General features: G+C 73.3%; 13 protein-coding genes and 1 pseudogene. 7 read left to right on the top strand and 7 right to left on the bottom strand.

All coding sequences use genetic code 11. The annotated features are described in order from the left end of the window. Positions 1-5: 5 nt before the first annotated feature. A pseudogene (locus CMS_RS11555) lies at positions 6-1,302 on the bottom strand (O-acetylhomoserine aminocarboxypropyltransferase/cysteine synthase family protein). Positions 1,303-1,458: 156 nt separating this feature from the next. On the opposite strand from CMS_RS11555, the gene CMS_RS11550 reads away from it, so the two are divergent. Then, positions 1,459-2,166: a helix-turn-helix transcriptional regulator gene (locus CMS_RS11550; RefSeq protein ID WP_012299624.1), complete on the top strand. Its 708-nt coding sequence runs from the start codon at positions 1,459-1,461 to the stop codon at positions 2,164-2,166. 76 nt (positions 2,167-2,242) lie between these two features. Further along, a complete protein-coding gene (locus CMS_RS11545; protein ID WP_012299623.1) occupies positions 2,243-2,614 on the top strand; it encodes a VOC family protein in 372 nt (123 codons plus the stop codon). A 128-nt stretch (positions 2,615-2,742) separates the two neighbouring features. Here the strand turns inward: CMS_RS11545 and CMS_RS11540 are convergent, their stop codons facing one another. Both CMS_RS11540 and CMS_RS11535 read right to left on the bottom strand, forming a co-directional pair. Continuing rightward, positions 2,743-3,747: a YeiH family protein gene (locus CMS_RS11540; protein WP_012299622.1), complete on the bottom strand. Its 1,005-nt coding sequence runs from the start codon at positions 3,745-3,747 to the stop codon at positions 2,743-2,745. Then, a complete protein-coding gene (locus CMS_RS11535) occupies positions 3,747-5,471 on the bottom strand; it encodes a dolichyl-phosphate-mannose--protein mannosyltransferase (protein WP_012299621.1) in 1,725 nt (574 codons plus the stop codon). The genes CMS_RS11540 and CMS_RS11535 overlap by 1 nt, the downstream gene beginning before the upstream one ends. Positions 5,472-5,697: 226 nt before the next feature. On the opposite strand from CMS_RS11535, the gene CMS_RS11530 reads away from it, so the two are divergent. Both CMS_RS11530 and CMS_RS11525 read left to right on the top strand, forming a co-directional pair. Continuing rightward, positions 5,698-6,252 (top strand): hypothetical protein, encoded by a 555-nt coding sequence (locus CMS_RS11530; RefSeq protein WP_012299620.1) that lies wholly within the window; start codon positions 5,698-5,700, stop codon positions 6,250-6,252. Next, positions 6,252-6,581, top strand: a complete 330-nt coding sequence (locus CMS_RS11525) for a hypothetical protein (protein ID WP_012299619.1) — start codon at positions 6,252-6,254, stop codon at positions 6,579-6,581. Before CMS_RS11530 ends, CMS_RS11525 begins: the two co-directional genes overlap by 1 nt. A 40-nt stretch (positions 6,582-6,621) precedes the next feature. Here the strand turns inward: CMS_RS11525 and treS are convergent, their stop codons facing one another. Together treS and CMS_RS11515 are read right to left on the bottom strand one after the other, a co-directional pair. Next, positions 6,622-8,868 carry a maltose alpha-D-glucosyltransferase gene (treS, locus tag CMS_RS11520; protein WP_012299618.1) on the bottom strand — a complete coding sequence of 749 codons (2,247 nt, stop codon included), beginning with the start codon at positions 8,866-8,868 and terminating at the stop codon, positions 6,622-6,624. A gap of 176 nt (positions 8,869-9,044) precedes the next feature. Beyond that, positions 9,045-9,488 carry a DoxX family protein gene (locus CMS_RS11515; protein WP_049791931.1) on the bottom strand — a complete coding sequence of 148 codons (444 nt, stop codon included), beginning with the start codon at positions 9,486-9,488 and terminating at the stop codon, positions 9,045-9,047. A gap of 650 nt (positions 9,489-10,138) precedes the next feature. Here CMS_RS11515 and CMS_RS11510 point away from each other — a divergent pair. Both CMS_RS11510 and rsmI read left to right on the top strand, forming a co-directional pair. Beyond that, positions 10,139-10,351: a hypothetical protein gene (locus CMS_RS11510; protein WP_223842645.1), complete on the top strand. Its 213-nt coding sequence runs from the start codon at positions 10,139-10,141 to the stop codon at positions 10,349-10,351. A 65-nt stretch (positions 10,352-10,416) separates the two neighbouring features. Next, positions 10,417-11,232, top strand: coding sequence for a 16S rRNA (cytidine(1402)-2'-O)-methyltransferase (gene rsmI / locus CMS_RS11505; protein ID WP_012299615.1), 816 nt, complete (start codon positions 10,417-10,419; stop codon positions 11,230-11,232). A gap of 12 nt (positions 11,233-11,244) precedes the next feature. On the opposite strand, the gene CMS_RS11500 is transcribed toward rsmI, so the two are convergent. Both CMS_RS11500 and CMS_RS11495 read right to left on the bottom strand, forming a co-directional pair. Then, positions 11,245-12,207, bottom strand: coding sequence for an IS481 family transposase (locus CMS_RS11500; protein ID WP_012299614.1), 963 nt, complete (start codon positions 12,205-12,207; stop codon positions 11,245-11,247). Positions 12,208-12,303: 96 nt separating this feature from the next. Beyond that, positions 12,304-12,864: a CGNR zinc finger domain-containing protein gene (locus CMS_RS11495; RefSeq protein ID WP_174270084.1), complete on the bottom strand. Its 561-nt coding sequence runs from the start codon at positions 12,862-12,864 to the stop codon at positions 12,304-12,306. Positions 12,865-12,937: 73 nt separating this feature from the next. Here CMS_RS11495 and CMS_RS11490 point away from each other — a divergent pair, with 73 nt between their 5' ends. After that, entirely contained in the window at positions 12,938-13,915 is a 978-nt protein-coding gene (locus CMS_RS11490) for an EamA family transporter (protein WP_041464652.1), read from the top strand. Positions 13,916-13,920: the final 5 nt, after the last annotated feature.

The raw sequence follows: 13,920 nt of genomic DNA, 5'->3' as shown, positions 1-13,920 counted from the left end.
GAAGCTCACTTCGCTCCTTCCGTGGCGGCGGTCAGCGCCTGGTCCAGGTCGTGGATGATGTCGGCGACGTCCTCGATGCCGACGCTGATAGCGGACGATGCCGGGCAGCACGCCCGCGTCCACCAGCTGCGCCTCGCTCAGCTGCGCGTGCGTCGTGGACGCGGGGTGGATGACGAGGGTCTTGGCGTCGCCGATGTTGGCGAGGTGGCTCGCGAGCTCGACGGACTCGATGAAGCGCTGGCCGACCGCGCGGCCGCCCGCGACCTCGAACGTGAACACGGATCCGGGGCCCGTCGGCAGGTACTTGCGCGCCCGCTCGTGGTGCGGGTGGGCGGGCAGCCCCGCCCAGTTGACGGCCGTGATGTGCGGATCCGCATCGAGCCACTCGGCCACGGCCCGCGCGTTGTCGATGTGCGCCTGCATCCGGTACGGCAGCGTCTCGACGCCCTGCGCGAGCAGGAACGCGGAGTGCGGCGCGAGCGCGGGCCCGATGTCGCGGAGCTGCTCGGCGCGGAGGCGGGTGAGGAACGCGTACTCGCCGAAGTTGCCGGTCCAGTTGAGGCCGCCGTAGCTCGGGACGGGCTGGTCGAGGAGCGGGAAGCGCGCGCTCTCCCAGTCGAAGAGGCCGGACTCGACGACCACGCCGCCGAGCGTCGTGCCGTGCCCGCCGAGGAACTTGGTGGCCGAGTGGATGACGATGTCGGCGCCCCACTCGATGGGCCGGTTGAGGTAGGGGGTCGCGATGGTGGAGTCGATGACGAGCGGCACGCCGGCCGCGTGGGCGACGGCGGCGAGGCCCTCGATGTCGGCGATCTCGCCCGACGGGTTCGCGACGGTCTCGGCGAAGACGAGCTTGGTGCGGTCGGTGATCGCGGCGGCGTAGTCGGCCGGGTCGCTCGACTGCACGAACGTGGTCTCCACGCCGAAGCGGCGGAGGGTCACGTCGAGCTGGGTGATGGATCCGCCGTAGAGGTTCGCGGAGGCGACGATGTGGTCGCCGGCGCCCGCGAGCGAGGCGAAGGTGATGTACTGCGCGCTCAGCCCGCTCGCCGTCGCGACCGCGCCGAGGCCGCCCTCGAGGCTCGCGACGCGCTCCTCGAACGACGCGACCGTCGGGTTCGACAGGCGCGAGTAGACGTTGCCGTACTTCTGCAGCGCGAAGCGCGCGGCGGCGTCGGAGGTGTCGTCGAAGACGAACGCGCTCGACTGGTAGATGGGGAGGGCGCGCGCACCCGTGGTGCCGTCGGGGATGTTGCCCGCGTGGATCGCCCTCGTCTTGAACCCGTACTCGCGATCGACCATGACCCGACGCTAGCCCGCGCTCCCGACGGTTCCCCGGCCGGGCCGTAATGCGGCGACATGCGGGGAGGCGGGGATGACGCGGTCGGTCGACGGGTGGCGGGGGAGGACCTGTCCGCGTCCGCGTGCAGCACCGCACGCGATGCCTACGCTGGGGCGGTGACCCGCACCGATCGCCTGTACGCCCTCGTGGAGGAGCTGCGTCGTGTGGCGCCGCGTCCTCGGAGCGCGCGTCAGCTCGCGGAGCGGTTCGAGGTGAGCTCGCGGACGATCGAGCGGGATCTGTCGGCGCTGCAGCAGGCAGGTGTCCCGATCTGGGCGGAGCCCGGACGGACGGGCGGGTACTGCATCGATGCGGCGCACACACTGGCTCCCCTGGGGTTCACGGTGGAGGAGGGGCTCGCGGTGACGATCGGGCTCGCGATGCTGCGTGAGGGTCCGTTCGCACCGGCCGCGGCCACGGCCCTGCAGAAGGTCCTCGCCGTCACCGAGGGGCGCAGGGCGGAGGAGACGACCGGCCTCGCGACGCGGATCCACCTGCTGGACGACGGGCGCACCGACACGTTCCCGACCGGCTTCGCGGATGCGCTCCGGAGGCGCGAGGTGCTGCGGATCCGCTATCGCGACCGGCGTGACGTCGAGACGACGCGGGATGTCGAGCCGCTCGGGTACGTGCACCGCGACCGGAGCTGGTACCTCATCGGCTGGTGCCGGACGCGGGACGGGGTACGGGCGTTCCGCGCGGACCGCATCGTGACGGCGGACCCGACGGGGGAGCGTCCGCCACGACGCGAGCTCCGCGCGGAGGACCTCGAGATCCCGCACGGGGACCTTCGCCCCGTCTACGCGAGCGAGGGATCCTCGTAAACACCGACACGACGGTGTCGTCGAGCTCCGTGAGCATGGTCTCGCCGGGTCACGCGATCCGGCGGAGAGGATCAGCATGGACTTCACATCGATCAGGATCATCACGGACGACGTCGACCGGCTCGCGTGCTTCTACGAGGCGGTGCTGGGTGTCGCAGCCGTGCGACCGGCGCCCGTGTTCGCGGAGCTGAGGACCGGAGGCGGTGCCGTCGCGATCGGCAGCCGAGCCACCGTCGCCACGCTCGGGGAGGCCACGACGCAGCCGGCCAGCAACCGCTCGGTCATCCTCGAGTTCCTCGTCGACGACGTGGATGAGGAGTTCGCCAGGCTCCGCGGCTCGCTGGAGGACGTCGTGCTGGAGCCGACGACGATGCCGTGGGGCAACCGGTCGGTGCTGTTCCGCGATCCCGACGGCAACCTCGTCAACCTGTTCACGCGACCGGACTGAGCCTCGCGCCGGCGTGCGGGTGGAAGGCGAGCGGACCTCGTCGGCCCCGCTCCCGTGGTCCTCGTCGTCGTCGCGTCGCTCGCGCTTCGATGGACCGCCGCGATGCGTGAGCAGCGAGCCGGGGCGGCTCAGCTGAGGCGCACGGCCGCGAGCGCGAGGCCCGCGATGAGCGCCCAGGAGAGGAGGCCTGCGGCGAGCGCGGATCCGCCCTGGCCCACGAGCTCGCGGAGGCGCACCGCGGATCCGAGCGCCACGAGCGCGATCGCGAGGAGCGCCGTCTGAAGGACCTGGGCTGCGTCGAGCACGCCGACAGGCAGCGGCACGAAGGTGCGCACCAGCACGGCGGCGAGGAAGCCGAGCACGAACAGCGGCACGATCGGCGGACGCGCGGCGCCCTCGACCCGACCGTCCCGGCGGCGCATCACGACGCCCGCCACGGCGACCACGGGCGCGAGCAGCAGCACGCGCGTGAGCTTCACGGCGATCGCGATGGTGAGGGCGGCGGATCCGGCGATCTGGGCGGTCGCGACGACCTGCCCGACGTCGTGCACGCCCGCGCCGACCCAGTGCCCGAAGGTGACGTCGTCGAGGCCGAGCGGGCCGGCGAGCGGCGGCAGCACGGCGATCGCGAGGGTGCCGCAGAGGGTGACGAGCGCGACGGGCGCGCCCTGGTCCGCGGCCTTCGCGCGCGTGACGCCGGCCATGGCGCCGATGGCGCTCGCGCCGCAGATCGAGAAGCCGGTGGCGAGGAGGAGCGGCTGCTGGCCGGGCATCCGGAGCGCGCGGGCGATCGCGTAGGTGCCCGCGAACGACAGGACCACGACGGCAACTACGAGCAGCACGGCCCGCCAGCCGAGCCCGACGATGTCGGAGAGGCCGAGCTGCAGGCCGAGGAGCACCACGCCGATCCGCATCAGCCGCTTCGACGCGAGCGTGAGGCCGGGCTTGAGCGCACCGGTGAGCGCGGGTCGGGCGGCGGGGATCTGCGCCGCGACGATGCCGAGCGCGACCGCGATCGTGAGCAGCGGGATCGCCGGGACGAGCGCGTGCACGGCCCACGCGACGAGCGCCGCGGCCGCCGCGGCGCCGAGGCCGGGGAGCGCGGGGTGCAGACGGGTGGCGGTGGCGGGCATCAGATCCAGCCCGAGGGGATCCACGCGTGCAGCCGCCAGAACCAGGTGGGCACGAGCTGCCCGGTCCAGAGCGGGTAGAAGAACGCGCTGACGAGCGCGCACACGACGAGGACCGCGGCCACGATCACGATGCCGCGCGTGCGCCGCGGACGGGCATCGCCGCGGTCGCTCAGGATCATGCCGAGCACCATCGCGAGGCACAGGATGAGGTACGGCTCGAAGGCGATCGAGTAGAACTGGAACACCGTGCGGTTGACGTAGAGCAGCCACGGCAGGTACCCGACGACCATGCCCATGAGCACGAGCCCCACGCGCCACTCGCGGCGGGCGGCGAGCCGGTACACGAGGTAGAGCATCGCGGCGACGGAGAGCCACCAGATGATGGGGTTCGCGATCGACGTGATGGACGCCGAGCACGCGTCGATCGTGCAGCCCGACTCGCCGTAGCCGTAGCCCTCGTAGTAGAACTGCGTCGGCCGGTAGAGCAGCAGCCAGAGGCGCGGATCCGCCCGGTACGGGTGCGAGACGTCGAGCCCCACGTTGAACGAGTACTGCTGCGCGAGGTAGTGCCAGAGGCTCTGGATCGACAGGGGCACCCACGCGAGCCCGCCCTGCCACGCGTTCGCGCCCTCGGCCGCCCAGTTGCGGAAGTAGCCGTTCGAGGTGGCGAACCACCCCGCGTAGGAGGCGAGGAAGGCGGCGATCGCGGCCGGCACGAGGAGGAGGAACGAGACCGGACCCTGCACGGCCGCGCCCGCCGTGAACCAGGCGGCGAGCCCGTGGCGGCGGCGCAGCAGCATGTCGGTGAGCACCACGTAGAGGCCGAAGCCCGCGAGGAAGAAGATGCCGGACCACTTCACGGAGGAGGTCGCGCCGAACGCGAGGCCGGCGGCGATGAGCCACGGGCGCCACAGCACGATCGGGCCGAACTCCAGCGGGGGCGCGCCCTCGGGCCGGGCGTCGCGGCGCAGGGCGAGGAGGCGCTCGAACCGGCGCTCGTGCCAGGTGCGGTCGAGGAGGATCGCGCCGAAGCCGAGCAGGCCGAAGAACATGACGTGCGTGTCGAGGAGCGCGACGCGGCTCATCACGATGGCGTGGCCGTCGATCGCGAACAGGAACCCGGCCATCGTCGCGACGACCGCGGAACCCGTGAGGCGGCGGGCGATGAGCATGAGGAGGACGACCGCGAGCGTGCCGACGACGGCCGTCGCGATGCGCCAGCCCACGGGATCCGCCGCGCCGAAGACCGCGAGGCCGAGCGCGATGATCCACTTGCCGAGCGGCGGGTGCGCCACGAACGCGGGCGCCTGCAGGTAGCCGTCGGTCTGGCCGGCGATGAAGTCGGGGTTCGGATCCGTGGGCCACGACCCCTCGTAGCCCAGGTGGAGGAGGGTCCACGCGTCCTTCACGTAGAAGGTCTCGTCGAACACGAGCGTGGCGGGGGGGCCGAGGCTCTGGATGCGGAGGACCGCGGCGAGCAGCGTGATGGCGATCGGGCCGCCCCAGTGCCACGCGCGGCGGCGCGCGGGGGTGGAGACGAGGCGCGCCCAGAGGTCGTCGAGGCGGGATCCGCGGGCGGTGACCGCGCGCTCGTCCGCGCGGCGGGCGACGCGGGTCGGGGTCGCGTCGTGGGCGTCGGAGTGGTCGGGCGTGGGATCCGCCGCGATGTCCGCCGCCGTGCCGTCAGCGCCGTGCTCGGTGGGGCGGTGGGGCGAGTCGGGCACGGCTCATCATCGCACGCACGTGCGCTGGCCCCGCAGGTCGCGGACGCTCCGCGGCCCGTGCCGGTCGTCGGGACGCCGTGAGGTTCCGGCCCGCCGTCGTAGGGGTGTCATGAGCGCGGTGGCGGGCGGGATCCGCGCGGAGGTGGACTGGGCGCACGCCCTTCCCGTGCCGTGTGCCTGCTGTCCCCGTCCGCCCCGTCCCCGCCCGTCCGGCGGAGGCGCGGCGATGAGCGTCCTCGTGGCCGTCGCGCCGTCGCGGGCATCGGGCGAGGACGCCGCGGTCCCCTCCGCGCTCCCCGCTGCGCTCGACGACGGCGTGGTCGCCGGGGTCTCGATGCGGCGGCTCGTCGAGGTGTGCGGCACCCCCTGCGTCCACTCGGGCGAGGCGATGGGGATCCGCGGCGACGGGGACGGCTGCGGCGCGCTCGTCGTCGTGGCGGTGACCGCCGTCCTCGCGGGAGCGGACGGGGAGCGCGTCGTGTGCGTCGACGGGCACCTCGACGGCGTGGACGCGCGCTGGGGGGAGGCGCGCGTCCTCGGCCGGGGATCCGGCTGCCGCTCGGTCGTGCGGATCGTGGCCGCGACGCCGACGTCCGGGACGGCCGCGGTCGCGCTCCCCGACGACCTGGCGGTCGGCGACCTCGTCGTCGTGCCGTGCGGGGGATCGCCCGCCCTGCACGACGTGCGGCTCGGCGGGCGTCCGGTCGGGACCGGGCGCCTCCGTGGCGGGGGTGGCGCCGGGGATCGCCGCGTCCCGCCGCGTCGCCGGAGGAGGCCCTGATGCGCGCGCCGCTCCTCGACCCCTCCACCGGCGGCAGCCGTCCGCGGACGCCGCGCATCGCGTTCGCGGGAGACGCCATCCCGGCGCTCGACGACCTGCGCGCCCTCGACGCCGGGGTGGTGCGCACGCATGCGGGGCTCGAGCGCACGCGGGGCGCCGACGTCGCCGTGACGGGGATCCTCGCGTCCGGCTGCGTGACGCCCCGGCTCCTGACGAACCGCGTCGCCGACCTCGTGCGGCATCCGATCGCCGCGCCGCGGATCGCCGTGGAGTGGGCGGACATCCGCGACCGGCGGATCCGCGACGTCGCCCTCGAGGCGTGGTGCTGATCCGCCGGTCGGCGCACCCGGGGCCCGGAGGCCGGGAGGACTACGCCTCCTCGGCCTCCTGCTCCTCGTCGAGCATGAGGAACAGGCCCGCGTAGGGCTCGAGCTGCACGGGGAAGCTGGACAGGTCGTCGACCGTGCCGACCTCCTCGCCCGTGGTGGCGTCGCGGACGACGCGGCGGGCGGGGAGCTCCTCGGAGCGGACGGTCGCGAGGATCGCCTCGCCCGTGAAGTTGAGCACCGTCAGCTGCAGGCGCGCGTCGGCCTCCGGGTCGCCGTTGTCGAGCCGGTGCACCATCACGAGCATGCCGTGGTGGCCGACGTCCGGGACGTCGACCTGCGTGCCGAGCGCCACGTCGAAGCGCTCGCGCACCTCGAGGACGCTGCGGAGGCCGGAGACGAACGACTGCGGGTCGTCGACCTGCGCGGGCAGCGATCCGTAGAGCGAGTGGCCGCGCGGCATGCCGGATCCGGATGCGGTGGCCTCCGGCGCTGCGTCGAGCAGGTCGTGCCCGCCGCGGTGGACCCAGCGGGTGTCGCCGCCCTCGATGAGGTCGGCCACCTGGGACGCCTGCAGCGGCAGGACGCCGAGCAGGTCCCACGCGGAGAGCGCGAAGACGCCCGGCTGCCACGCGTTGAACTTGGCGAGCAGGAGGTGCGCGGCGCGGATCCCGGCGACGTCGTCCTCCCCGATCGCGTCGAGCGTGGTGAAGCCCTGCGCGGCCGCGATGACGGACGCCGTGGTGCAGGCGATGCCGTTCGTCGTGAACACGTGGTTGTAGTCGGCGCTCTCGCCCGTGAGCTCCTCGAGGAGGTCGCCGCGGATCGCGACGGCGAGGTCCGCGCCGGTCACCTCCTCGCCGCGGAACGGGAACACGTCGGCGCAGTGCTCGGTCGCCCAGTGCACGAGCTCGTAGGTGAGCTCGTCGTGGTTCTGGAGCGCGTGCACGAGGGTGACGGGCTCGACGCCGACCTCGAGCGAGGTGCGGAGCGTGAGGCGCAGGAACTCGGTGTCGCCGGTCGCGAGCGCGTGCTGGTACGCGGGCCGGTTGATGAAGTCGTACGAGAGGTCGGCGCCGACGCGGCCGGTGTCGCGGATGTCCTCCATCGTCAGGTTCAGCTCCTGGAAGGAGAACCCGCCGACCTTGCGCACCATGCTCGCGATGAGGTGGTTCGCGGCCTCGGAGAGCGGGTGGCCCTCGGACCACGCCGGTCCCTCGACGCTCTTCTCCACGCCGAGGAAGCCGTTCGCGTCGAGGCGCAGCGCGCTGGCACCGAGGTCGCCGAGCGAGTGCAGCGCGTCGCCGATGACCATGCGCATGCCCGCGAAGGTGGGGTCCAGCCAGTTGATGGAGGGCTGGCCCTGCTTGAAGTAGTGCAGGTACACCCAGCGGCGCGTGCGGCCGTCGACGCCCAGCACGGGCGCCGTGGCGCTCCAGTTGGTCTCCTTGACGCCCGGCGCGTAGAAGATCACGCGCTGCAGGCGGCCGATGATGTAGCCCTGGTCGGCGAGCGCCTGCTCGGCGGCCACGTCGAGGTTCACGGCGTCGCGGCCCGGCAGCACGTCGGGCAGGAGGCCCCAGTCCTCCTCGGGGATCTCGACCATGTGGTAGATCCCGGGGAAGTCCTTGTAGCCCATCTCCGCGAGGCGGAAGTCGGCGCCCTTGCCGGTGTGGCCGGGCACGATGTCGTCGATGACGCTGCCGCCGTGCTGGTCGGCGACCTCGGTGAGGCGGCGGAACTCGTCCTCCGTGCCGAACGCGGCGTCGATCTGGGTGCTGATGCGGTCGAAGTGGCCGTCGACGCTCGCGGTCTGCGACCACTCGGTGATGCCGCCGGCGAGCTTCACGGGCCCGGTGTGCACGGCCTCGATGCCGACGGACTGGAAGATCTCCCACAGCTGCGGGTCGCCGAGCGCGCCGAGGTACGACTCGCCCTCCTTGGTGATGAGCGAGATCGGGTAGGCGGTGAACCGCACGGACGCGGTGTCGATGGCGCGGCGCGCATCGGGCCGGGCGTACGGGTTCGACCACATGCTGGGCGAGCCGGAGAGGCCACGGCTCAGCACGTCGGCGTCGCCGAGCATCGACTGGCGGCGGAGCCACTCCACGTAGGACGGGTTCGACGCGTCGGCGGCGCGCGGGTCGTTCGACGAGCGGCGGATCCCGCTGGCGCGCAGCTGCGGACGTGCACGGAGGCGGGCGGGCCGGGCCGGGAAGCGCTCCTCGTCGTACGTGATCTCCGTGGGCTCCGGCTCGGGGATCGCGTTCGTCTCGATGGCGTCGTCCACTGGTGCTCCTCGGGTGTGGTGGTGGTGCGTCGTGCCCGATCCGGGCAGCGTCGGCCCGCGGGGCCGCTGTCACGAGCGTACGCAGGATGCGGGGGCGCTGTGGTCCGCCGGCCGGCTCGACGCTCGCCGGGCTCGCCGCGGGCGGGGCGCCGAGGGCTCCGGTCGAGGAGGATCGCTCAGGCGGTGCGAGTGCGGCGGCTGAGGAGCCCGTCGACGCTGAAGCGGCCCGCTCCGAGAAGGCCGACGACGACCAGGCCGGCGATCAGGGCGAGCACCAGCTCGTAGCCGCCGCCGTCGACGAAGACGCCCTTGTCGGCGTGCACGATGACGAAGGCGCCGAGCAGGTTGAGGACGTTGAGCGCAGCGACCACCGGCGTGAGGAGGCCGATGATCAGCGCCGCTCCGCCGACGGTCTCGACGGTCGCGGCGAAGACCGCCGCTGCGGCCGGGACCGGGATGCCCATCTGCGTGAAGGTGGCGGCGGTCCCGTCGAGCGTGTAGTCGAGGAACTTCTGCAGGCCGTGCGCCATGAGGATGAAGCCGATCGCGACGCGGGCGATGAGCAGGGCGGCGTCCTGGAGGGCGGGCGACGTGCGGGCGGGGTGGAGCAGCGTGCGCATGCGGGGTTCTCCTCGTTTTCGGTGATGGTGGTGGATGTAGCGGGAGTCGGTGTCGTGCGGCGCGAGGGGCCGGAGCGCGTGGCCGGCCGGCGTGATCGGCGCGGGGATCCGGGCGATGCGCGATCGGGCGATCTCGCCGGAGCGAGGGCTCCGCGATCTCGAGGGGCTCATGCCCACGGGCGCCGTCCGCGAGCGAGGCGGCGAGCGAGGCGGCGAGCCCTCCCGCTCATCCGCGATCGGATGCCGGACGAACGGCCGCGCTGCTCGAGAGCGTGCCGGGATGCCGCTGATGAGCCGGCCGGACCGCCGTGCGATCGGTGGCCCCGACGTGCCCTCGGCACTCCGCACTATTGCGTTGAACGTTCAACGACCGTACGGGGCGGCGGGTGGAGGAGTCAAATCGCGCCGCGATGGAGCAGATGATCCCTCGGGGACGGGCTGGCCTGCAGCGGCAGGGACCTCGCCGCCCGCGTCCGCCGTGCCAGCATGGATCCGTGCCCCTCGTCGATCCCCGCCGCATCTCCGGCCTCGCACCCGCCGGCGCGGATCACGGCGTGGCCGCTCACGTGGGCGCGGGTGCCGACGCGCCCGCGGGGCGCTGAACCGTGTTCCTGCGGAGCAGGTCGCGCGGGAGCGAGACCCTCGGGCTGGTGATCCTCGGCGTCGTCCTGTGCGTGGTGTCGGTGCTCGGCCTCACGGGCGCGTTCGGGGAGATCAGCAACGCCGGGCGCTTCGACACCATCGTCCTGCTCGGCGTGCCGGTCGGGCTCGTCTCGATCGGCGCGGGGATCGTGAACTGGATCCGCGGCTGGGGCGACCCGGGCGACGCCGAGGTCGACGATCCTCCCCACGTCGGGGACTGATCCGGCCTGCCCGACCCGGACACCGCCGGCCCGGACCCCACCCGGCCGGATGGGATGATCGACCGGTGATCATCCTCGGCGCGACCCCCATCGGCAACCTGGGCGACGCGTCGCGGCGGCTCGTGGAGGCGCTGTCCTCCGCCACGGTCGTGGCCGCCGAGGACACCCGCACGACCATCCGCCTGCTGACGGCGCTCGGCGTCGAGAACCGGCCGCGGCTCATCGCGCTGCACGACCACAACGAGCAGGAGCGCTCCGCCGACCTCGTCGAGCTGGCGCGCGAGACCGACGTGCTCGTGCTCTCCGACGCCGGCATGCCCGCGATCTCCGACCCCGGCTTCCACCTCGTGGAGGCGGCGGCCGCGGCGGGCGTGCGCGTCACGGTGATCCCCGGGCCGAGCGCCGTGCTCAGCGCGCTCGCCGTCTCGGGCCTGCCGACCGACCGCTTCACCTTCGAGGGCTTCCTGCCGCGCAAGGGCGGCGACCGGCGCCGCGTGCTCCGCGAGCTCGTGCGCGAGCGCCGCACCATGGTCTTCTTCGAGTCGCCGAACCGCCTGCAGGCGTCGCTGGAGGACGTCGTCGCCGAGTGGGGCCCGGATCGCCGGCTCGTCGTGTGCCGCGAGCTCACGAAGCTGTACGAGGAGGTGCGCCGCGGATCCGCCGCCGAGCTCGCCGCCTGGGCCGCCGAGGGCGTGCGCGGCGAGATCGTCGTGGTCGCGGAGGGCGCCGCTGCGCTCGAGGTCGCCCTCGCGACCGGCGTGACGCAGGTGCTCGAGCTGGTCGCCGACGGCGCGCGCCTCAAGGACGCTGCGGGCACCATCGCCGAGGCGACCGGCCTCGGCAAGCGCGACCTGTACCAGGCGGCGCTGCAGGCTAGGTGACGCGTCGGTCGGCTAGTTGTAGTTCCCAGTGAGGTTGTGAACGCGTTCGGCGGGCGTGAGTCCGCCGATGCCGGTGTGGGGGCGGTGGTGGTTGTAGTGATGCAGCCAGGCAGGGTAGGTCGCGGCGCGGGCCTCGTCGGTGAGGTAGGGGTGGGCGTAGGCCCACTCGGTGGCGAGGGTGCGGTTGAAGCGCTCGACCTTCCCGTTGGTCTGGGGCCGGTAGGGGCGGGTGCGTGTGTGGGCGATGGTGCCGAGCGCCTCGGTGAAGGCGTGGGAGCGGTAGCAGGAGCCGTTGTCCGTCAGGACACGGATCACGGTGATGCCCGCGGTGGTGAAGAACGCGTTCGCGCGGGCCCAGAACGCGGCGGCGGTCTCCTTGCGCTCGTCGGTGAGGATCTCGGAGTACGCGAGTCGGGAGTGGTCATCCACGGCGTGGTGCAGGAACGCGTATCCCCGCCCGGTCCGGGGGTTGTTCTTCCGGCCGGCCTGTCGGCCGAGGACTCGGTGCCCGCCGCCGTCCGGGATGCGGCCGAGCTTCTTGATGTCGACGTGGACCAGATCTCCCGGCGAGGAGTGCTCGTAACGTCGCGCGGGCGAGCGTCGGACGGGGAGTCCCGTCGCGGAATCCAGGTGCGTGAGCAACGGCATCCGGTAGCGACGGAGGACCCGCTCGACCGTGGAACGGGGGATACGCAGGTGGTAGCTGATGCGGTGCGGGCCCCACCGGCGAGTGAATCTCAGCGCGATGATCCGCCGCTCCCGACGCTGACTCGTGCGGGTCGGTTGCCGGTGCGGGCGGGATGAGCGGTCCGTCATCGGCAACCCGGCCCGATACCGGCGAGCCCATCTCGACGCGGTCGCGGGCGAGCACTGGAACCTCTCCGCCGCACGCCGGACCGGCCACCCGTCCTCGATGATCAACCGGGCAAGCCGAACCCTGCCCACGGGAGTGAACGGGGCATTAGCGTGAGTCACGAAGACCTCCGGTGATGACGTGTGCTTGGTAACTCACATCGTCCCGGAGGTCTTCGCTATCCGCCCCAGCGTTCACAACCTCCCGAGGAACTACACCTAGCCGACCGGATCCTGCGCGCGCCGCTCCCGGAACGCGACCATGTTCATCCGGTTGCCGCAGCGCACGCTGCAGAACCGCTTCGAGCCGTTGCGGGAGAGGTCGACGAGCACGCCCTCGCAGTCGTCGGCGGCGCACTCGCGGAGACGGTCCGTGGCGTCGGAGCGCACGACGTCGACGAGGGCCATGGCGGCCTCCACCAGGATCCGGTCGGCGAGCGGCGCGTCCTCCGGCGTCGCGTGCAGGTGCCAGTCGAGGGCGTCGTGCCGCACGAGCCGGGGTGCCGCGCGGTGGCGCGCGAGCAGCTCGTTGACGGGATCCACCATGGCGTCGCGGTCGAGGCCCCAGATCTCCCGCAGGCGCGCGCGGGCGCGGTGCACCTCGCGGAGCTCGCGCTCGTCGCGGTCGAAGCGGCCGGAGAAGCCGCTGCGGGTCATCAGGTCGGCGAGCTGCTCCGGCGTCGCCAGCAGGTCCTCGCCCGAGCGGGTGGCGCGCGGGGCCGTGTTGAGCATCACGGCGTCGAACGTCAGCACGTCCTCCGTGTCAGGGGTGAAAAGCAAGTTGACTCCTTGTTCGCGACGAGTCTAACGTCAGGACCGTAGGCCGTATGGCCCCTGACGAGACGAGCGCACCATGGAACGACGCCACCTGACCACCGGACTCGTCCTCGCGGTCGTCGCCGCCGCCTCCTTCGGGTTGTCGGGCGCGTTCGTGAAGCCGCTGCTCGAGGCCGGGTGGAGCCCGGTCGCCGCCGTCGCGCTGCGTGCCCTCGTTGGCGGGCTGGTCCTCGCGCCCGTCGCGCTCGTGCAGCTGCGCGGCGACCTGCGGCCCGTGCTGCGGGCGTGGTGGCGGGTGCTCGGGATGGCGCTCGTGGGCGTCGCGGGCGCGCAGGTCATGTACTTCGCGGCCATCGAGCGGATCCCCGTCGGCACGGCCATCCTCATCGAGTTCATGGCGCCGCTGCTGCTCGTCGCGGTGGCGTGGGCGATGTCCCGGCGGCGGCCCGCGGTGCCGGTGCTCCTCGGATCCGTCGCGGCGGCCGGCGGGCTCGCGCTCGTGGTGTCGCCGTCGGGCGGCGGCGCGCTGGATCCCGTCGGCCTCCTCTTCGCGGTCGGCGCGATGGTGGGCTGCGCCGGGTACTTCGCCATCGCGGCCCGCGGCGCGGACGGCCTGCCGCCGGTGGCGCTCGCGGCCGCGGGGCTGCTCGTGGCGGCCGTGCTGCTGGCGCTGGTGGGCGTGACCGGGATCCTGCCGTTCACCGGATCCGTCGCCGACGTCGTGATGCTCGGGAGCGTCGTGCCGTGGTGGGTGCCGATGCTCGTGGTCGGCGTCGTCGCGACGGCGCTCGCGTACGGCGCCGGGATCACGGCGGGCGCGATGCTCGGATCCCGCCTCGCGTCGTTCACCGGCCTCCTCGAGGTCGCGGCGGCCGGCGCCTGGGCCTGGCTGCTGCTCGGCGAGGAGCTGACGCCGCTGCAGCTGGTGGGCGGCGTGCTGATCGTGGCGGGGATCGTCGCCGTGCGGTTCGACGTGCGGGCGGATGCGCTGCCCGTCGGCGGCGAGGCGGGCACGGCGGCTGCGGCGGCGGCGACGGCCTCGCCCGCCGGCTGATCCGC

The organism is Clavibacter sepedonicus, from assembly GCF_000069225.1.
In the GTDB taxonomy this organism is placed as follows: domain Bacteria; phylum Actinomycetota; class Actinomycetes; order Actinomycetales; family Microbacteriaceae; genus Clavibacter; species Clavibacter sepedonicus.
This window is presented reverse-complemented; position numbering and strand designations above follow the sequence as displayed.